Annotated in this window: 16 protein-coding genes; 3 read left to right on the top strand and 13 right to left on the bottom strand. The window is 52.5% G+C overall.

Annotation, left to right across the window (positions count from 1 at the left end):
- The first annotated feature begins 141 nt into the window (after positions 1–141).
- Positions 142–1,029, top strand: coding sequence for a LysR family transcriptional regulator (locus FHT67_RS03335; RefSeq protein ID WP_132303945.1), 888 nt, complete (start codon positions 142–144; stop codon positions 1,027–1,029).
- A gap of 67 nt (positions 1,030–1,096) precedes the next feature.
- Here FHT67_RS03335 and FHT67_RS03330 read toward each other — a convergent pair whose 3' ends face one another.
- The 9 genes from FHT67_RS03330 to FHT67_RS03290 all read right to left on the bottom strand — a co-directional run bounded on the left by FHT67_RS03330 (position 1,097) and on the right by FHT67_RS03290 (position 12,310).
- Positions 1,097–1,954, bottom strand: coding sequence for a TolB family protein (locus tag FHT67_RS03330; RefSeq protein ID WP_167195653.1), 858 nt, complete (start codon positions 1,952–1,954; stop codon positions 1,097–1,099).
- A 75-nt stretch (positions 1,955–2,029) separates the two neighbouring features.
- Positions 2,030–2,635, bottom strand: a complete 606-nt coding sequence (locus FHT67_RS03325; protein ID WP_167195650.1) for a pentapeptide repeat-containing protein — start codon at positions 2,633–2,635, stop codon at positions 2,030–2,032.
- Between the two features lie 181 nt (positions 2,636–2,816).
- Positions 2,817–3,203 (bottom strand): GIY-YIG nuclease family protein, encoded by a 387-nt coding sequence (locus FHT67_RS03320; protein ID WP_132303939.1) that lies wholly within the window; start codon positions 3,201–3,203, stop codon positions 2,817–2,819.
- A 178-nt stretch (positions 3,204–3,381) separates the two neighbouring features.
- Complete coding sequence (locus tag FHT67_RS03315; RefSeq protein ID WP_167195647.1) at positions 3,382–7,227, bottom strand: S-layer homology domain-containing protein; 3,846 nt, start codon at positions 7,225–7,227, stop codon at positions 3,382–3,384.
- 145 nt (positions 7,228–7,372) lie between these two features.
- A complete protein-coding gene (locus FHT67_RS03310; RefSeq protein ID WP_167195644.1) occupies positions 7,373–8,224 on the bottom strand; it encodes an NAD-dependent epimerase/dehydratase family protein in 852 nt (283 codons plus the stop codon).
- Positions 8,225–8,255: 31 nt separating this feature from the next.
- Positions 8,256–9,353: an AbrB family transcriptional regulator gene (locus tag FHT67_RS03305; RefSeq protein ID WP_243711579.1), complete on the bottom strand. Its 1,098-nt coding sequence runs from the start codon at positions 9,351–9,353 to the stop codon at positions 8,256–8,258.
- Between the two features lie 42 nt (positions 9,354–9,395).
- On the bottom strand, positions 9,396–10,046 hold the full coding sequence (locus FHT67_RS03300; protein ID WP_167195641.1) for an MBL fold metallo-hydrolase: 651 nt from the start codon (positions 10,044–10,046) through the stop codon (positions 9,396–9,398).
- Between the two features lie 110 nt (positions 10,047–10,156).
- Positions 10,157–10,558 carry an Rrf2 family transcriptional regulator gene (locus FHT67_RS03295; RefSeq protein WP_167195638.1) on the bottom strand — a complete coding sequence of 134 codons (402 nt, stop codon included), beginning with the start codon at positions 10,556–10,558 and terminating at the stop codon, positions 10,157–10,159.
- A gap of 123 nt (positions 10,559–10,681) precedes the next feature.
- A complete protein-coding gene (locus FHT67_RS03290) occupies positions 10,682–12,310 on the bottom strand; it encodes a hypothetical protein (protein WP_167195635.1) in 1,629 nt (542 codons plus the stop codon).
- A gap of 223 nt (positions 12,311–12,533) precedes the next feature.
- Here FHT67_RS03290 and FHT67_RS03285 point away from each other — a divergent pair, with 223 nt between their 5' ends.
- Positions 12,534–13,976: a helix-turn-helix domain-containing protein gene (locus FHT67_RS03285; RefSeq protein WP_167195632.1), complete on the top strand. Its 1,443-nt coding sequence runs from the start codon at positions 12,534–12,536 to the stop codon at positions 13,974–13,976.
- Between the two features lie 98 nt (positions 13,977–14,074).
- Complete coding sequence (gene pdxR / locus FHT67_RS03280; RefSeq protein ID WP_167195629.1) at positions 14,075–15,511, top strand: MocR-like pyridoxine biosynthesis transcription factor PdxR; 1,437 nt, start codon at positions 14,075–14,077, stop codon at positions 15,509–15,511.
- Between the two features lie 62 nt (positions 15,512–15,573).
- On the opposite strand, the gene FHT67_RS30290 is transcribed toward pdxR, so the two are convergent.
- The 4 genes from FHT67_RS30290 to FHT67_RS03265 all read right to left on the bottom strand — a co-directional run bounded on the left by FHT67_RS30290 (position 15,574) and on the right by FHT67_RS03265 (position 20,934).
- Complete coding sequence (locus FHT67_RS30290) at positions 15,574–15,702, bottom strand: hypothetical protein (protein ID WP_279513507.1); 129 nt, start codon at positions 15,700–15,702, stop codon at positions 15,574–15,576.
- Positions 15,703–15,809: 107 nt separating this feature from the next.
- Positions 15,810–18,401 carry a glycoside hydrolase family 2 protein gene (locus FHT67_RS03275; RefSeq protein WP_167195626.1) on the bottom strand — a complete coding sequence of 864 codons (2,592 nt, stop codon included), beginning with the start codon at positions 18,399–18,401 and terminating at the stop codon, positions 15,810–15,812.
- Positions 18,402–18,423: 22 nt separating this feature from the next.
- Complete coding sequence (locus FHT67_RS03270) at positions 18,424–19,797, bottom strand: ABC transporter substrate-binding protein (RefSeq protein WP_167195623.1); 1,374 nt, start codon at positions 19,795–19,797, stop codon at positions 18,424–18,426.
- 159 nt (positions 19,798–19,956) lie between these two features.
- Positions 19,957–20,934, bottom strand: a complete 978-nt coding sequence (locus FHT67_RS03265) for a carbohydrate ABC transporter permease (protein ID WP_167195620.1) — start codon at positions 20,932–20,934, stop codon at positions 19,957–19,959.
- Positions 20,935–20,936 lie beyond the last annotated feature (2 nt).

Here is a 20,936-nt window from a genome sequence, read left to right as displayed (position 1 = left end):
TTTCATTCTCAGATTAACGACGGATTGTAAATGGAAGATTAAGTGAATGATAAAGTTATATTAAATAATATCTATTCATATTGATAGGTTCATCGAAATTATCTATAGTATGACAAGGATAGTTAAGGAGATGAGCCAATAATGAATATTCAGCAGCTTCGCGTATTTGCCCACGCCGCACGCCTGTCTACCTTAACCGAGGTTGCAGCCGAGCTTCAGCTTAAACAGCCAACGGTCAGCTTTCATTTAAAAAAACTCGAGGAGGCGCTTGGCGTTGAGCTGTTCTATAAGCACCCCCGGCAGCTGCGGCTGACGGATGCGGGACAAACCCTGCTGCCCTATGCCAAACGGATTTGCGCGTTACTGGATGAATCCGGTCAGCTCATGAAGGAGCACCGGGAGCAGGGCCGGGGGCATCTGAAGATAGGGGCAAGCTACACGCCGGCTACCTATTTCCTGCCGCCCTATCTGGCTGCCTTTCAAGCCGAATACGACAAGGTTATGCCGCAAATGACGGTGAAGCAGGCCGGAACCGTCATTAATCTGCTGCGAGATTTCGAGATTGACGTCGCGGTTGTATCGCTAATCGTCCGGCCCTTTGACGATCTCGAAATTATTCCGCTGGCTGATGACGACTTGAAGCTGGTGCTCCCTTATCATCATCCGCTCGCCCACAAGGAAACCATTCTCGTTGAGGATTTGAGGGATCAATCCTTCCTCCTGCATGAACACGGTTCAACCTCCAGGGAGTTGTCCGAGCTATGGGCGAGGGATAACGGCCTGGAATGGACGGTTATTATGGAGCTTGGGGCGATTGAGACGATTAAGGAATCCGTCAAGCACGGAATTGGCATTGGGATGCTGCCTTGGCGCAGCGTGACAAGAGAGGTGCAGGCCAAGGAGCTGGTGCTTCGCGAGCTGCCGGGAAACGTACAGCAGCGCCATATTTGCCTGGCCTTCCGGAAGGCCGATATCCTGGCATTCCATGTCCGTTCCTTTATCCAGTTTATGAAGCACTCCTGTCTGTAGCAGACAGAAAAAAGCCGCACAACGCGTTGCCTTTCATAGGCAACCGAAGTGCGGCTTTTCCGTGTAACTAGGCTTCCAAACGATAGCTGACAAAAGCGAGCTTCCGGCTGTCCGGCGACCAGGAATTAACGTTAATCGTCCCCTGTCCGCCAAAGAGCTCAACAAGCGTGCGGTATTCGCCGCCATCGCTGGACATGAGACGAATCTCTACATTCTTGTTCGGCGGATGATCTCCCGGCGCCACATCGCCTTTTCGATAAGTGATATAAGCAACCTGCTTGCCGTCCGGCGACACATGAGGGAACCAGCTGTTGCTCTCGTCAAACGTCATTTGCGTCTGCTCGCTGCCGTCGGCCTTCATCCGCCATACCTGCATAAGACCCGTTCTGACGGAGTTGAACCAGATATAACCGCCATCGGGCGAGTATTCGGGACCGTCATCGAGTCCCGGCGTATTCGTCAGCTGCGTCTCCTCGCCGCCAATCGCCGGAATCGCATAAATATCGTACTGGCCTTTCCTTTCCGCGCAATAAGCGAGGGTTCGGCCGTCCGGCGACCAGCCGTGCAGATAGCTTGGTCCCATCGGCGTGACAAGAACGGGATCTCCTCCCTCCAGCGGGAAAATATAAATACGGGATTGTCCGTCTTCTCTCGTATGATGGCTGACGGCAAGACGGGAATTGTCCGGAGACAATACATGGTCGTTATTGCAATGCACCGCGAAGGAGGACGGGATTTCCGTGCTGGTCCTCTTTTCTATATCAAAACGGTAAATGCGGCCTTTGCTGTTATAAATAAGGGTCTTGCCATCGCTTGTCCAGTTCGGAGCTTCAATCAGATAATCGAATGCTGCGAGAATGCTCCGTTCGCCGGTTTCTACATTCACTGTCTCAAGAAAGCTCGTAATGCCCGCAGATTGCGTCATTTCCGTTTCTCCCCTTCGGTATGATGAATAGATTAGTACTCCTGATTATCCTAGCAGATTTCCAATGCGCTTTCATCATTCTACCTTTGCGCCTAGCGACCGGAGCAGCGTAATAGCCTGTACGGTGTCCATCCGCGCTCCTTTTAGATTAACCGTCTTCCAAGGCACGCCTCCCAGCTCCGCACCCCGCAAATCCGCGCCGCTTAAATTCGTTTGCGTCAAATTTGCCCGCGTCAGATCGCATTTGCGAAGATCCGATTTCTCGAGCGACGCTCCCATCAGATCGGCCTCTACGAAGCGAACCTCCCGAAGATTCTGCTTGTCCAGCTTTACGTGCCGAAGATTGGTATAGGACCAATCGCCTTTCACGATCGTAATCCCGCTCAGCTCGGCGCCTGCAAAGTCGGAACCGGTCATTTTGCAAGCGTTGAACTTCGCCACGAACAGATTCGCTCCTTCAAACAGGCCGTTCGTAAACGCCGTCTCCGTATGCTCGGAAGCATTCAGCGCGGCGCCATGGAAATCGCATAATTCGAACTTGCAGCCTATCGTAATCGCTTCCTCCAACCGCGCCCCGACAAACCTGCATTTTATAAACGTACAACGCGTAAGCTCGGCTTCCCTGAAGTCTTCCCCGCTGAAATCAACGCCTTCAAACTGCTGGTCGGTATAAGTCTGCATGGCTGTTCCCCCTCTTCTCTCGTTATGCGGCAATAACGTCCTACCTTCGATTGTAGGTGAACCTTGATAGAGTCGCAAGTTAACATCGTCGCAGGCTTATTGAATATCCGTAATGAACCACCGGTCTTCTTCCAGATAAAAAAAATAACAACCTGCCTTATCGGTGACAGGTTGTTATCATCTAGTTCGAACGCGGCCGACGGTTATAGCCTTGTTCATCATAGGGCTGGAGCTTTTCAATCCAAAGCTCGAGCAGAGCGTCGACTTCCGCCTGATATTTTTTCAGCTCCGAACGGTCCGTCACATTCTCTTCGCGCGGCTTGATCGAATCCAGCTCTTCAAAGACAAAGCAGCCTCCCCCGTACTTGTTCCAATCCTGCTGCAATTCGAAGACGGTGTTCATATTGGTCTGCTGCATGAAAGCCAGCCGGTTCTTTGCTCCGTCCAAATCCATCGTGCCCAGCACGAGAATTTTCTCGTTCTCCGTATTCCGAATCTGATAAACACCCATTCTCCGGAAGGTTTGGGCGTAAGCCGTCCCTAATTCGCGCTTGCGCTGTTTCTCCATTGCTCGTCCTCTCCTTCATACTTATTTACTAATTTACTAAATAAGTAACGTAGTCAACATTAGCATACGATGGAGTTCGGCGTCAACCGTTGAGGAAAACGGAGCGCTGACAGCATACCATGTTCTCTATATTACAATTAATGCCAAAAACCACGCCCGCGGGCGTGGTTTTTCTTGTCTATCGCTCCAGAAGCCGGAGGAGCAGCACGGCGGCTTCCGCACGCGTAGCCGTGCCGTTTGGCGCAAACAGATTGCCGCCGCGGCCGTTAATCAGTCCTTCTTGCTTTAAGGCTTCTATCGCCTCTTTCGACCATGCAGGAATTGTTGCATCATCGCTGAAGCCTGTAGTCCCGGAGGAGGCTGCCGGCAATTGCAGGATGCGCGCAATCATAACCGCTATTTCTGCACGGGTAATGGTTACGTCCGGACGGAAGGATCCGTCGCCATAACCGTTAACGATACCGGCATTTACGGCAATTGCAATCGCATCTGCTGCCCATTCCTGTATGCTTGCTCCGTCCGTAAACGTCACCGCCTTGCTCGTGCCCGGCAGCTGCAGCGCATTGACTAGCATAACAGCGAACTCGGCACGCGTGATCGTATTATCCGGACGGAACGTGCCGTCCGCATACCCGTTTACAATCTTTTTCTCCGCCGCCTGCTTGATCAGTTCCTCCGCCCAATGTCCCTGGAGATCGGTAAAGGCCGGAGCCGGAGAAGCTACGCGGGTAACCGTCACCTTATACGTTTTGGTATTGCCGTTCTCCGCAGCTACCGTCCACTCCAGCACGTTGGCTCCAAGCGCCAGATTAACAGAGCTTTGCGATGCCGGAACCTGGCCGTTGACTCTGAGCCCCACTCTAGCCCCGGAATCCGAAGCTGCCGCGCTGACAGCCACTTGATCGGCTTCGGTCTCAACCGTATAAGCGTCCGTAGCCGGACTGAAGGCAGGAGACAAAGCGATAGCCTGCCCTTTTGCCGATAGGCTGATTGCTTTCAGATTCGCATCGCTGGAAAGCGATGGACCGCTGGTCACTGGAGGCGGAGCTATTACCCGCACGATACGGCTGACTTGGTCGGCGGCATTGCCGGCATCGTCGCTAACATCATAGAGAATCGTATAAACGCCAACGGCATTTGCATCAACCGTATCGCCGGAAACGCTAACGTTTAAGCTTCCTTGTCTGCTGTCCGTTGCCGTTGCCCCCTGATCTTGATACGCAGTGCCTATTGTGATCCGAATTTCCGCATTGCCGTTAAGCGTAATAACCGGCTTGACCGTATCAATGTCCCAGTTATATTGGGCAGGCGTCTCATCGGTATTACCAAATAGATCTACCGCGCGGACATACAGCGTATGAGAGCCGTCCGCAAGCTTCGGTAAAATAACCGGCGAAGAACATGCCGCGTAAAATTCGCCGTTGTTATCCAGGCTGCACTCAAAGGTTGCCCCCTCTTCATTGCTGCCGAAGGTAAACGACGGAGTACTGTCATTCGATACGGATGCCGGAGAAGAAGCAATGGTGGTATCCGGCGCGGTTGTATCCACCTGCGTATTCTTGTACGTGCCGTATACGTTAAATTCATTGATGGACCACCAGCTGCTGGATGTACCGGTCTGAACGATCTTGATATAGCGGACGCCGGAAGCCGCGACGTTAATCGTTGTTGCTCCGCTTGTTCCGTTGCCGCTGGCAACGCTGCTTCCCCAATTCGTGCCGTCCGCCGATACGTAAACCTCATAGCTTTTGGCAAAATCCGATCCGCTTGATTCCGTTACGATCTTCGTAATATCAGCTTCCGTTTTCATATCCACAAGGATATACTGGCCATTAGCCATCGGAACTCCCGCGCTCCAGCGCGTGCCCGCCCCATCAAACATATTGGCAGGGGCATCCCCGCTAGCTGGCGAAGATTCGGCCGTCCAGCCCGTACGGTCGAGCGCGCCGCCGGATATTTCCGGCGTAACGGCTGTTGCCGGGCTGCTGGACGCCGACCGGTTGCCGCTGCCGTCCTTTGCTACGATTTTATACGTATAGCTGGCGGAAGCCTTTAATCCCGTACTGTTGTAAGTCGTAGCGATCGTAGACCCGATCAGCGTATTGTTCCGGTATACCTCATAGCCTTCAACGCCAACGTTATCCGTTGAAGCCGTCCAGCTGAGGTTGATCTGGCTGCTGGATACCGGCGTCGCCGTCAAGCCTGTTGGAGCGGTTGGCGCTTCCGCATCTCCTCCAACGAACAGCTTCATCGTTTGTCTCATGTTGCTGCTGGAGGTTACGCTTCCGCCGTTGCCGTTCACGATATGCGTAATTTCGCTTCCTGCGGTTCCGTTCAGCCAAATCGTCGTCAGATTATGCAATTTGATGCCCGGATTAGCCGGCGCTTCAATCGCGTTCTCCAGCTTAACCGCCGCATCCCGGAAGTACGAATAAATGCCAAGCCCCCAAGCTTCATGGCTTGTAACCTCATCGCCGATCTTGTAAGAGGCGTAACCGTTAACCGTTCCGTCATGGCTCATCCACGATTGCTGGTCCGGAACATCGTAAGGAATCTCCGATTGATAGAAGTAAAGCCGTCCGCCGTTACCGTTCCAGACCGTCTGGTATTCATTGTGATGCTCGTTAAATAGACCGTATATGGTAACGCCGTCGCCATTGACGACAAGTCCGTTCTTCGAGACATTGGATGTCCACGCCGCTCCGGCGCCGTGATCGGCGCGCCAGATCCAGAAGTGATCGCCGATAACATCGTTGCTGTTAATCTCCAGTGCCGTACCGTTGCTGCCGTTCACATGTCCGCCTGTACGGAAGAACACATCGGAGAGCAAGATCGGATTGGCCGAGTGATCGGCTGCGCTGCCCGGTTCGCCCACCTTCAACAAGGTTGAGGAGGTTTGCTCGCCTGCCTCGATTACAAGCCCGGACACATTAACCCCGTCTACGTCGTCAACAACAATGACGTCTTGCCCGTTATCCGGAATCAACGTCGGCAGTCCGATGCCGTATACAACGGTGTTGGGGTTGGTTACACGAATCGTGTCGCTCAGATGATAAATGCCGGGCGTGAAGAACAGGTTCTTCCCATCCTCCAAAGCCGCGTTAATCGCTGCGGAAGTAGCGGTGTCGGGCCTGGCGATATAGAAATCGTCGATCGAAATCGACTGCCCCGGCGTCTGGCCGTTCGCCCAGCTGACGCCCTGCGTATTCGTCTCAAGCGAAGGAACAAACACCTGGTATTGCCCTTTGTTATCGACATAAAGATAAGGCTTCTCCTTAACAACCGGCGTATTATTGATGACCGTATAGGGAGGATCCGGAAATTCGCCGGATGGCGCGTTTTTATCCCCGACGAACACCATGTTCCATACGCCGTTCGACCAGCTGTTCCACTCGCTGTTGCGGGAGAACCATTGCTGCTGCGAAGCCGGAATGATATTGGCGTCAATCTTGGAGTCCGCCAAATATCCGCCGCTGGCCCAGCCCGCATCCCAGGAAGCCGTAAAATCAAACAGATGCATGTCCTTGCTTACGACATGAACGCGGCGCATCGGGGCCGCTTGAGAGACGGCGTATCTGACGGTTGCATTCGGATCCTGGGGAGCGATCTTCAAGTTCTCGATGGAACGCCAGAAGTTTCGGGTAGCATTGCCGTTATCCCACTTCGCGTCGACATTTAAGGCGCCCGTTATCGTAACATCATCCGGGTTCTGTCCAAGACCCGCTACGGATGTGTTGAAGCCGACATTCATATTGACGTTGTAGGTACCCGGCTTGAATAGCAGCGCATACCGTTCGTTGCCAAATTCATTTTTTTCCTGTTCGCCGTACACGGCGCTGGTAACGCTTTCAATATCGGTTTTAGACATGGCTGGATCGAAGACATACACATTTGGACCAAATATCGTGGAGTTAGCGGAGGAGCTTGGAATTGCAGCATGCGTGACGGCGGGATAAACGGTGTTAAGACTGACGGCGAGCGCCACTGCGGATACAGCCGCGGTCACCTTCTTCATCTTCTTCATAATTGCCTCTTTACCTCCCAAATCATAATGGATGGAAGTCTAGTTGGCAGTTCTAGCTAAATAATAACGCTTTCATTTCCAAATGAAGAAGGGGTGAACTTTAGATTATAGGTGTTGTAAAATTAAGGACTTGATACATAATGTCTCAAGTCCTTAACAATTGATCCCGCCATGACGGGTATTTAGGCGTCCAACCGTATTGCTGTTTTGCCTTTTCGTTGGAGGCCCCCCGCTCGCCGCGGTTCATGCCATCCTGCACAACCGGCTCCGGTGCGCCAAGCGACTTGGCGTATAAAGGCAGCCAGATCTTCCCTTCCACAGGTTCATCATCCACGATGTTTACGGGGCCAGCCGGCCAAGCCAGCGCCTGTAGGGCAGCTCGAGCTGCATCTTCAATATGCAGGAATGAGGTCCGGCCATCGGTTGCCGGAACTTTGCCCAGCTTCACCTGCCCGGCAAACATCCCGTTATCTCCATCATAAAACGTTCCCGGCCCGTATAAGGCCCCATAACGCAAAATAACGGAATGCGGCATTTCCGCGGCTGCCCGCTCCATCGCAATAACGCCGTCAACCGAGATTTTTCGCGGCAGAGGCGCTTCTTCGTCGAGACGATCCTTTTCGGTTGCGACCGATTCGCCGGGCTCGTAGGCCCAGGAAATGCTCTGCACAATCATTCGCTGCACCTCGGCAGCCAAAGCTGCATCAACCAGATTACGGGTTCCCTCCATGCGAATTCTCGCATTATCCGCCAGGTTCCATTCGCTGAGAGCGGTCAACTGATGAATCACAACATCCGGACGGTAATCCGCAAGCAGCTCGGACAATCTGTCCCTGTCGTATACATCGGCAACAACGGCGGCTGCTCCTGACTGCTCGATTTGCTTCAGCTTGGATGCGCTTCTGGTCAAACCCATCACCTCATGCCCCGCTTCGGTCAGCATAGGCAGCAGCAATCTCCCGACAACGCCGGCAGCGCCGGCAACAACGATTTTCATAGCGGCTTCTTTTCTCCCTTCAACTACGGAATTATTGCGGCTGCTCCTTGCGCGGGCTCTTCAGCTTGATTCGGAATAACAGGCGCAGCAGCGGCGGTACCGCAAAGAAAATAAAAAAGGTGCGGAATAATTGATAACCGGACACCATGGACAAATCCGCGTTGATCTCATGGGCGAGAATCCCCATCTGATCCATCCCGCCAGGCGCGAGGCTTAATAAAGCCGTGGACCTCGATACCGGATGAAGCAAGGTCATCAGCTCGCTCAGCCCCCATGCGCAGAGCATGAGCACCAGACCGCTTCCTATGGCAAAAGAAAACGTCCTTGCCTTCCGCTGAAGCTTGCCCGGCTTAAGCAGCAGACCCACGTACGTGCCTATCATTAGCTGCGCGGCGCTTGTTAGCGTCGACGGAAGCGACGGACCGTGCAGCCCGATTCCTTGCAGAACAGCTGTAGCAATCGCTGGCCCCAGCAGAAAAGCCGTCGGAAATTTGATCCGGTTGCCCGCAATGGCACAAATGACGCATGCCGGAGCGAAGATCAGGATGCTCGGAAACAGCGCTGCCCAGTTATCGTGCTTGGCCGCCAAAGGCGCGGCTGCGGCCGCTGCGTCATGCACCTGCCCGAAGATCGGACTAAACACGAGTAACGGAATCCCGATTACGATAATCATCAGCCGGACGACCTGCGTCACCGTGACAACCGTCAAATTTACGCCTTCGGTCTCCTCGGCCAGCGCCAGCACCTGCGACAAACCGCCGGGGACACTGCCAAGCAAAGCGGTCTTGAAATCCGTATCCGACAGCTTCGAAACCGCAAACGCGATTCCGCCGCATAACAAAAGCAAAATAACGGTCATCAGGCACATCGTGGGAAGCTGCTCGCCCATCTCTTTAAGCGCCGTTCCCGTCATGGACAAACCGATGGTGTACCCGACAATAATCATGCCGGAATTGCGGAATTGTCCGGGCCATCTATACTTGCCTTTCCGTACGTTTGTTCCGATTAACACTGCAATCATAGGCCCTAACAGCCAGGGAATAGGCGTCTTCAGAAGGTAAAAAACAATTCCTCCGCCCAAGGCGGTTAAGAGAGTAATCAAAAATTTGAATCCGTTAGTTTCCAGCATCGCTTGCCTGCCCATCGTTGGAATCCTTCCTTTCCTTACCCGTTAATCATACAGGAAAGTAACGATGCCTGCATATTCCTGCAGCGATTCTTTCTTCACGTCAAGCTCCTTCACTTCCTTGCTTGGCTTGCCGGCTGCCGAGATGAAACGTTCCACTTTATCGAACAAAAGCCTGCCGGGCAGTCCTAGCGCTTTGGTCCGGTAATGCATCGGAATCGTAATGGCCGGTTTCAGCTGGTTCATAACCGCAGCGGCATCCGAACCGTTTAAGGTCATTTTGCCGCCGGCCGGGACCATCAGAATATCCACCTTGCCGATTTGCGCGATTTGCTCCTCAGTCAGAAGATGTCCGAGGTCGCCGCAATGACATACCGTCAACCCCCCTGCCTTTATGACGTACACGATATTGGGGCCTCTTTTCTTGCCGCCTACTTTGTCATGGAAGGTTGGGATGCCCGTGATGGACACATCCTTCTTCCCGTATGGCCTCGGTTGATTGACCAGCATATATTCGCCGGAAGCGACTTGAATCTGGTTATGATCCTTATGATCATGCGTGACGATCACGATGTCGGATTCGATGTTTTTCGGCATCCTGTAGCCCAAGAGTCGTCCGTAAGGATCGATTAAGATCCGCGTGCCATCGTCAGTTGTCAGCATGAAAGAAGATTGGCCATACCATTTGAGCTTCATAATAAAAATTCCCCCTTAGAATTTGTGCGTAATTTTGCACATTTTGGAACAAGGTGAAACGGCTTGGCAAAGCGCGTTTCAATCCGTTAAAAACAGGCGATTGATCGATTCTAATCCAAAAAATCGGATATCGTATAGTTGCCCAGCACAAAATAAACCTGGTCGGAAATATCCGCCATGATTTGCTTGAAAGACTCGTTTACTTTTTTGCCGAAATGATGATTCCCGGTTGTGTCCAGCATGCGGTCCCACGGAGGCTCCTCCTCATGCACGGTCTTGTACACCTCGCGGAGCGTAACAAGCTCCGGACGTCTGGCCAGCTGGTAGCCGCCCGTACGTCCTTGCTTCACCTCAATGATGCCGCCCTCCGCAAGCTGTGACAAAATCTTGCGCAAAGCGGTTGGCTCGCAATGAATTCGATCCGCGATCTCGCTGCTTGTCAGCAGCTCTGTCTGGGAAGCCAATACGATTAAGGCCTGTACGCCAAATCCAAACCGTTTCAGTTGTGCCATAGCTGCGGGACTGATTCCTCCTAAATTAAAATATGTGCTAATTTTAGCACACTTTAAGTCATAAACAAAACGAAGCCCGTCCAAGACGTTTATCGTCATGAACGGGCCGGTTGATTAATGCGCTTAATGGCTTTTGCGCTCGCTGTGCTGCTCGAAAATATAACCGCCGACGCTTTCATCTGCTAGCACGGGTGTTTCGACCCGATCGAAAATGTTGCGGATAATGTAGATTTCATCCCCATCTACGCAATGAACGCCAATGGAAGAGTTCCGCATGACGTTGCTAGCGATAACAATGTTCTTGTTATATTTTCCGCTGAAGCCCGCCGACTTGATTCCGATACATCCGGCTGCTCCGTAGCGTGGGAAGAAACCGCAGTTATCGAACTCGCAATCTTTAATTACGATATCCGTTGCATGACCTCCCTCCGAATGGACCGGCAGCTCCGCGCCAAGCAATACGCCGGGGTTCATCGTATTTTTATACAGATTGTTGATCAGATACAGGTGATCATTGCGAACGAGATGGCCTGCGCCGGCAATATTGATAAAAGTTGAATCCCTGCACACGTAACGGTCCGGCTCCCAGCATGCCGCAGCTGCCAAAGTGCCGATTGCCGCCCCCTCCGGCAGCTTTTCCCGGAATCGAATCCGGTATAGATGCCCAAGCCCCCTCTTTCCTTCATGCATCCAATCCGTAATGGTGAGCGGGAAGCTCTCCTCTCCTATGTGAATATCCACGATACTTCCGCGAACGAGCGAAGCGAAAGTATATTTACAGAAGAACACCGCCTCCTTCTCGTCAAGCAGCCCCTCCAGCACCAGCCAGTTGCTGTGCATGTTCTGGCCGTCCATCCTTACGCCTTCGATATGCATCCGGGTTATTTGAATTTCACCGCTGCATTTGAAGAGCTTCCAGGCGTCGCGCGGTGCGGTGAATAAGTTATTCCCTTCCGGACGGAACACGACCCGGTCAGCCGTGATCCCCCGGCAGCTCTCTGCCAGCATCGCGAAGCCGTTTGCGTTCATCGTCCGTATATTGGAGAGCTTCAGCTTATCGCATCGGGCAAAATAAATCTGAAAATCCGTTCTGGCACCTTGATGCCAGGACAAATATTCGCCTATCCGCACCTTCGAGGCGACTGCAGGATCGTCCAGGGTTAATTCCCGGTCGCCAGTGCGAATCCAGGGCTTCTCCGTTCCGTTGCCGTAGGTGACGCTCTCGCCCATCAATGCGCCGGTATCCGGATGAATCCGATTCATGCAATAAGCGCCCATTATCTCTTCGCATCGGTTTCCTTCAAATACCTTTACTACGGTATGCCTGTCATCTTTGCTCACGATAACACCCGCCGAAGCGAAGTTAGGCTCTCTCGTAAACGCAATGCTGTCGAGCGACAGCTCCGAACAATCCTCGCACCACAAAATGGCGGGAAGATAACCGTGAATGGTTCCGTCGTTCCGGCCAACCAGAACAGTTGCAGGCTCGCCTTGTTCGTCAATTGCCCCTTGAAGCGTTAATGTTTTGGCTCCTTTGATAATAAGGTGGCAGTCTTTGCTGCCACTCTCCGAGCTGCCCGCGTCATGCTCAAAGCCTTCTGTTTCAATAACGATCGCGCTGTCCAGCATATACCGGCCAGCTTCAAATACGACTTTGTCCGCATTCGAAGCAATCGCCCGGTCAATTGCCGCTCTGATGCGACTGGCATCGTCCCCGCCGGTAAAATCTTTAACGTATATCGTACGCTCCATTGGCTAGTCTCCTCGCAGTTGATCATGCGTTAAATCTACTAGATATCGTCTGTCATTGACATGTACGATTCTATGTTTAAATGAATTATTCTTCGGCCTCGCAGAATAATGCCGTTAATCGTTGAATCGTGTTATTTTCCGTGGATTCGCTAACTGTTTTGGAATTTGGCCTAACCTTATAATGAAATAGCCGATGCTGCCTATCGTTAAGGAGGAACTCCGTATGAAAACGCTAATTCTCGTGGATGACCAAGCGGTCGACCGCAGATGTCTTCCTTGGTCCGAGCGGGACTGTACCCTAGTCGGGAAAGCTTCCACCAACGAAGAAGCGTTAGAGCTTATCAGGCAACTGCTGCCGGATTACTCGTTGATTGAAATTAAACTGCCGGCCATGGACGATAGAACGTTGAAGAACAAGCTTGGCGATTCGGTACCATGCGCTATTCTGACAGCCCATCAGGATCTGAAGGATTTCAAAGTATCGAGCGCTGTGGAACATCCGCTGCGCAGGCATTTTATTTGGCAGCTGCTGTCCTCGGTCTATGAGAAGGATAACGAAATCAGGCAGCAGGCAGCCGAGCTGGGCATTTGCCTGGAAGCGGACGCTTTTGTCCTGATTCTCGGTCAAGTCGACAATGTTACCCGATACAAGTCCAAGTATTCGGTGAAAGATCATTACCTGATCGAATGCAGCATGCTTGATATCATCCGGGAGTCGCTGACACCTGTCTTCCCGGGGCAGTTCGAGCTCTTCCCCCTGGAGTTTGGCAAGTTCGCTATTTTGCTGCTGCAACAGCCTTCTCAAAGCACGGAAGAAATAAGGAATAAGTGCCTGCAGCTTGAACGGAGCATTGCCGGGCCGCTTCGGTTCTATCTCCAAATATCGGTTACCTTAGCCGCGAGCGGAGTCCTGAAATCCCCATCCATGATCCGCGAAGGCTTCATTCAGGCGGAAAAGCTGTTCATTTACCGGTTCTATCAGGAGAGCTCCCGCTCCATTTTCGCCGACGGAACACCGGATTTCCGCCCTCTTACGGAACCTTTGCGTTCCGAATTATCCGGGCTAAGTGTGTCTTTGCACAATAAAGCAGATTCCGCATCAACTCAGAAAAGCTTGAACAGCCTTTACGCGCTGCTTCTTTTATATAGGCCGGAGCCCGGTGATGTGCTTGCCTGGCTGGAATCGCTTGGCTCCTCCCTCCGCCGGGACTCCGCTTTGCCGGAATGGCCGGCTTTTAGTCATATTGAGCGTTTGGCCGAAGCCATGGATCAATTGCGCGCTTGGCTGCGTCAACGCGACGCTGCATACGAGGCGGCTGAAGCCGCCTCCGTTCGGCCGGAAATTGCGCGTGCCCTGCATTATATCAAACAGCATCTCACAAGGAAGCTGACCATAAACGATATCGCTCATGAAGCAGGATTAAGCCCTTCTCACTTCAGTCTTTTGTTTAAGAAAGAGATTGGCAAATCAGCGATCGATTACGTCCTCGAAAGGCGGATCGAGCTGGCGAAGCAGTATTTGCGCGAAGGGAAATACCGAAATTACGAGTTGGCGGAGATGGCGGGCTTTGCCCATTATTCCTACTTCTCGAATACGTTTAAAAAATATACCGGAATGAGACCAAATGAATATAAAAACACATTGCGAATGAACATTCCTTTATAAACGGTATGAGAGCGCTTCGTCCTTGGACGGAGTGCTCTTTTTTATAGTATGGTTATTCATAAACGCCTACGAGGGATAATGAAGAAGAGGTGAACAGCATGTGGAGACCGGACAGACAGGATAAAACGCCGCTGTACCAGCAGATAGCGAATTATCTTGAGCAGAGAATATCGTTGGGCGAGCTTCCTCCGGGCAGCCAATTGCCATCGGAACGCAAGCTGGCCGGGCAATTGGGAGTTAACCGGAGCACGATCGTACAGGCTTACGAAAATCTTCGCGCTTCCGGCATGATCGAGAGTCTGGCAGGGAGCGGCACCCGCGTTTGCGGTCATTTATGGGGAATGGAATCTTATCCCAATTGGAACCGGTACGTGGAAGGCGGCATCCTTTTGCCCAATCTGCCTTTTATGCGGATAATCAGAGAAGCCTCCCAGAGCGGAGACCCGTTTATTAATTTGGCGAACGGAGAGCTGGCTCCGGAGCTGTCGCCGAACGAAGAGATTATCAGGATTATGCGGAATCAGCCTTTTCATGAGCCGCTCGGCTACGGAGATCCTCAAGGCTACGTCCCGCTTCGGTCGGCGATTGCCCGTTTTCTGCAAGAGCAACGCGGGATTCAGGCAACTGACGATTCCATTCTCGTTACCTCGGGCTCGCAGCAGTCCTTGTATTTAATAACGCAATGCCTGCTAAGTCCCGGGGATGCCATCGCCATAGAGAACCCGTCCTACTGCTACTCCCTGCCCATGTTCCAGTCGGCGGGAATCCGGCTGTTTGGTTTGCCCGTAAACGAAGATGGGGTTGATCCGGAGAAAATCCGAGCTTTTTACAAACAGCACCGGATTCGCATGGTGTTCTTGAATCCCAATTTTCAGAATCCAACCGGAACCGTAATGAGTGCAGAGCGCAAGGCTGAGGTGTTGAATTGCTGTGAACAGCTCGGGATTCCGGTCGTTGAGGATGATCCGTTCAGCTTAACCTCCTTTGATGACGCCGCGCCGCCTCCAATTAAGGCCATAGACCGGAACGGAAGCGTATTATATATCGGTTCTTTATCAAAGGTGGCTGCCTCCGGTCTAAGGATCGGCTGGATGGCAGCCCCCCATGCCGTTATCCGGCGTCTATCGGACGCACGTCAACAGATGGATTTTGGCCTGAGCCTGTTCCCGCAATGGATAGCAGCCCATCTGCTCGAATCCTCTTCGCTGGCTCCTCATCTGGAGCGGTTGAGAGATTCGCTGCTTCTCCGCCGCGACATTATGGCTGGAGCCCTGCACCGGGAGCTCGGAAACGAGGTTTCCTTCGAGCTGCCTCGAGGCGGATTAAATTTATGGTGCAAAATCAACAATACAGTCAAGGACTACCGCCTGTTGAACAACGGGATCAACAATGGCGTTTTGTTCATTCCGGGCAGCGTGTTTGGCGCAGATCCGGGTTATGTCCGGTTGTCCTATGCCCGTTCTTCGATTGACGACATTGAAGCGGGGGTAGATAAGTTCGCTCAAGCTTTAAGAGAAACTTTGTCCGAATCATAAAAATTGACGTATGCCAGGTCCAAATTCCGGACTACAGGCATACGTCAATTTCTTTGTAGAGGCTAATGAAGTTTACTGTCCGCCTCGAGAAGCTCCTCGCCTCGGACTGCCATGCGTCCGAATAACACGATAAGAAACGGGCCGGAGACAAACGCCGCCGTCAGAAAGATAAAAGAGATAAGTTCCTTCATGCTGTACCACCCTCTGCTTTATGATGTTTGTGGACCCATCATAAAGTTCATTAGGCCTTCTGTAACCAGCCAATTCATCGGGAATTAAGCCATCCAATCCACCCGGTTTACGCGCGGCTTCCCCTCAATTCCATAATATCCTGTTCCTTGCTGGTGAGCTCCAGCTGCAAGCGTTTGATGGTTGCTTCCAGCTTCTCAATCGTTTCATGATCGCTGTCGGCAGCTATGGCGGTTTGCTCTAGGACAGCTGCAGGAACTTTCGCCGTCGATTCGGCTTTCCGGCTTTCTTCGGCATACGAAGGATCATACAGAAGCGGCAGCGCCGGCTTCGAAGACTGAATCACAATGCAGTCGGAAGCAAGACCCTGGCAGAATGCCTTCACTACAATTTCGCCCGGTTCGGTTGTCGCCCGGATGAATACTGTAGCTGTCCCAAACTGCGTACGCATCGGATTGGCCCCCGGTAACGGAGCATCAATGATTTCTCCTGGTCCTTCCACAACAAAGTGGATGTACTCGTTACCAAGAACCTTCGTAACGCCTTTATGGTCCACGAGCATGGCGCGAACCGGAATAAAATCGGATCCGTCGGCGGTCAAGCCGATATGGACGTCATCCACCTCCAGCGTCACGCCGGCAAGCCATTCCGAGTAAACCTTCTCTTCGCGGCATACCACTTCGCCGTTGATAAGTCCCTCGGCAATCATGACGATTTCGCCGGTCCGATGCCGCCATTTGGACGAAATCTCACGGAAGTTGAATACATCCTTAAAGATAACCGGAGGATGAGGCATTGACTTGTAATTCGGCTCAGGCTTCTGCGTGCCGATCACTTTTCCAAGCCAAGTCAGACGGACTTCTTCACAGTTCGTGAACAAGATGACGTCGCTGCCGGATACCTGCGTCAGCTCGTGGGTAATATAGACCATCGGGCCCGTTTGAATACCCCTGAGCTTAAAGTCAGGCGAGTATTGGCTCTTGAACAGATAGTAGGAATAACGCGGAATGCGGTAAAGATCAAGCACGCCGCCCAGGAACGGATCCGGATGATAGCCGCGTTGATGGTCAATGCCGCACCATACCGTGGCGCCGACGCGCTTCGGAGGCGTGGCATACACGCCGTCGAGATCCCGCGCGCGAATCATAGCCTGATTAAGCATCGCTTGCTCGCCCCACTCCCGCTTCACGCGGGTCATGGCGTTCTGGGAGCCAAAGTTGTCTACCTCGCCGCCGTCGCCGTATTCCCTCGTTAGCGAGCATTTCTCGTCCTCCATGCTGCCATGGTAATAGAAGTCGAAGCCGGCTTCTTTGGCGCTGTCAACGTCCGCGCAAGTGAAAGCCCCCGGGAACGGGAATTCTTCATGGACAATCCGGTGCATTTCCTTCAGCATGGAGACCGGCTGATCATCGGTTTCGTTAAGCGCCGTTTCCCACAGCAGAACGGCCGGACGGTTTCGGTCGCGTCTAACCATCGCACGGGTATCCTCGAAGACGCGCTGCTCGAACACCGGATCCTCGTGATTGTAAAACTGCCAGCCTGGGTTCGCTACCGTGACAAGCAGTCCAAGCTCATCGCAAGCATCCATAAAAGCGGAAGCCAGAGGATAATGAGCCGCGCGCACAACGTTGGAGCCGCCTTCGCGGAGCAGCACCGCATCCCGCCATTGACCGGAGTTCGGCAGCGCATTGCCTACATAGACGTAGTCCTGGTGGCGGTTGACGCCGCTCAGCTTCTCCCCGATATAGGATTTGTTGACGAAGAAGCCGTCGTCGCCGCGCATTTCGAACAATCGGATGCCGAATCGGGTCTTGAAGCTATCGACGATTTTCCCGTTTTCCAGCACTTCGGTCCGGATGAAATGGAGATACGGATCGTTAGGATGCCACAGCCTGACGTCTCTTGCATCCATCTCCTGAATGAAGGTACCCTTCTCGCCGGATTTCAGCTCCGCCAGCTCTTCGAAGACAAGCAATTCCTTGCCATCCTCATTCTCCAGCACGGTGCGCAGCGTAAAGCAGCGGCTTGCTCCGTCCTCATTCACAACCTCCGTACGCACTTCAATGTCCGCCTGATTTTGCGACACATCGCGGATCCCGATAAATACGCCGCCGCCCGCAACGGTAGAGCTGAGCAGGTTATGCGTAACATGGAGCTGCTCGGTCGAGATCAGATACACATCGCGGTAAATCCCTCCGAGATAGCTGAAATCCAAGTAATCCTGCGGCTTGCCCGGCGGATAAGTCGGATCGTTGGAATTGTCTGCCCGCACGGCAATGACATTCTCCCGCCCATCCTGATAGACAAGGTGGCTGATGTCTGCCGCGAACGGAAGATAACCGCCCAAATGCTGTACGGCCGGCTGCCCGTTCACCCAGACATCCGCAATTCCCATTACCGCTTCGAAATGAACAACGGTCCGTTTGCCCGCAAGCTCGCGGGGAAGAATGAACCGCTTCCGGTACCATGCCGTACCTTGGTAATTGCGCATTCCGCTCGCATTCTCTCCAAGAATTTCGAGGCCGTGAGGCAGCGATGCTGCCTCCCACTCTCCGTCGTTGAACTGCTCCTCGTGAGCCCCTGCGGCATCGCCTTTAAAAAAGCGCCAGCCCGGATTAAAATTAAATACCTGTCTCGGACTTCCTTCAATCCCGAAAAAGCCTGCCGTGGAATATTGCGGTACCCTCTTGTCATGTCTCATTGCAAAATCTCTCCTTCTCTTCTTAATCCAAGCCCAGTTCTTTGCGCAGACCTAAGGTATATTCGTTAAAATGCGCTGCTTGTTCGAAAATCGGCTTGTTCGGATCTTCGCCTTCTTTAAACGCATGCTGTACTTCGTCGCTCCACCATTGCACGTATTCCGAAGCGCCAACGATTTTGCCAACCGGCTCGGCTCTCATCTCAACGCCAATGGTGGCCAGGATATTCGTACCCTTCCAAATCGAAGTTTCGACTAGAGCATCCTTCAGCTCTTGGTCTTCCGTAAGCGGGAAGTCACCGTTTTCGAGCATCACCTTTTGAGCTTCAATCGTATTCATGAACGCGAGGTATTTCACTGCCGCATCCTGATGCTTGGAGCCGCTAAGCACGCCAATACCCGTGCCTACTGTATATCCAACCTGTTTCGCTTTGCCGCCTGGAAGCGGTAATACATCCCAGTTAAACTTGGCATTTTCCCGTTTGTTTCTGCCTTCCCAAACTCCGTGAATTTCGAAGGCAACGTTACCTTTCATCCAGCCCGAGCCGGATTTTTCAAGGTCTGCCCACAGCCCGATGGAGTGGTCTACGTCCTGCAGGTTCTTAATCCATTCGATGTCGGCCTTAGCTTCTGGCGTTGTGAGCAGGCTTTGCTTCCAATCTTGATCCATGAAATACAAGTTAGGAGATGTGCCGTTATCTACGCCTATTACGCCAGCAGTAATGATGGAGTTGAATTGGCCGTAAGAAATACCGTACTCGCCAACGCTAGGATCCGTTACTTTTTTCGCAATTTCGCGATAGTCATCCCATGTCCAGTTATTAGCCGGCATATCGATGCCGTGCTTAGCGAGCAGGTCCTTATTTACATAAACGATGATTGGATTTTCCGCGCGCGGAATACCCAGCTGCTGTCCTTTGAACTGCAGCGCTTCGAGCGAGCTTGCCGGAATTTTGGCCGTGCTGAGCACCGGATCCGACTTCATATACGGCGACAAATCAACAAGCAGATTGTCTTTTGCAAACGGAATGGTATCCTGCACCCAAATAATGTCAGCAGGAGTGCCTGCCGCTTGAAGCGCAGTCGCTTTCTCCAGCATATCGCCTACACCGCCGCCATCGGCGAGCGCGATATTGATCGTAATGTTCGGGTACTTCGCATGGAACATATCCAGAACCTTTTGCTCATTCGGAGAAACGGCGGAACCGCGAATGTACGTCAGCGTGATTGGCTCATCGGAAGGTTGCTCCGATGCTTCCGTGCTTGCGGCAGCTGATTCAGCCGGCGAATTGCTTGGTGAGTTGTTTGGCTTGCTATTATTGTTCGAGCAAGCACTCAGAATAAGCGTGAACAGCATCATTACGGAAAATAGCATCATCGAAATTCTTTTCTTTGTCATGGACGAATCCTCCCGTTATATGAATCGTTTATTAAGATTGCGAACTGCCGTTTGCTCCCCTTATGATGTTTCACATGCTGCTGACCCCTCAAATCCTCCGTATTCAGCCCCCCGCATCACCCCTTTCAAGCCCTTTTCAAGCCATTATCGCTATGCCGGTTAGTCCACGAGACCCGTACGTTCGATTCCTTCAACGAACCAGCGCTGAGCAATCATGTAGAGTACCAGCGGCGGGAACACAATCAGGAATGCGCCGGCCATCTTGGTGCCTTCCGTTACCGGATTCTGCGTCATCATCGCCATGCTTGGATTGTCGCCGAAGATCGCTGTCTCAAGACCCGCCAATTTGTTGGACAGCGGAATGAAATCACCCGACAGGAACATGGAGGTCAGATACCCTTCATTCCAGTACCAGATGAAGGAGAACAGGAAGACGACCAGGCACGCCGACGAAGCAAGCGGCATAATAATCCGGAAGAACAACCGGAACATCGAAGCCCCGTCAATCATGGCCGCTTCTTCGAGCGCCTTCGGAAGGGACAGGAAGAACTGCCGGAAAATAATGATAAAGAGCGCGCTCTTGATCCCTTGACCGAACAGCGCCGGCACGAGGAAGACAAACGGCGTGCCAAGCCAGCCCAGCTTGCTGAATATGACATATAACGGAATCATGATCACCTGCGGCGGTATCAAAAAAGTCAGAAAGACCAACGCGAAGAAAAGCTTCTTCCCGGGAAATTGCAGCCTTGCCAGCGCATAGCCGGTTATGGCGCATACAAATACCTGAAGCAGGGATCCTCCAACCGCCAGCAGAATGGAATTCATGAAAGACCGCGGATAACTTAGCCCTTTGAACGCACGGGAGAGATTATCCCAGTCGATCGTCCGCGGAATCCATTTCACCGTAGGGTCCAGCAGATCGGACAACCCTTTCAGCATGGTGCTGATCATGTAGAAAAACGGCTGAAGATATAAGTACGCTATAATCGACAGCATAAAGTAAATGAACAGCTTGGCGAGCAGCCCGTCATTCATGTGCTGACCAAGTACCGCCAGCTTGATCCGCTGCGCCTTGCGGCTGTTGACATAGGAGCGGACCTGGCGCGTGTACCGCCGGACGACAGCTTCGGTCTTCATCT

The organism is Paenibacillus sp. BK720 (assembly GCF_011761545.1).
Taxonomy (GTDB): Bacteria; Bacillota; Bacilli; order Paenibacillales; family Paenibacillaceae; genus Pristimantibacillus.
Note: the sequence above shows the minus strand (reverse complement) of the source record. Positions and strands in the feature narration are given on the sequence as shown.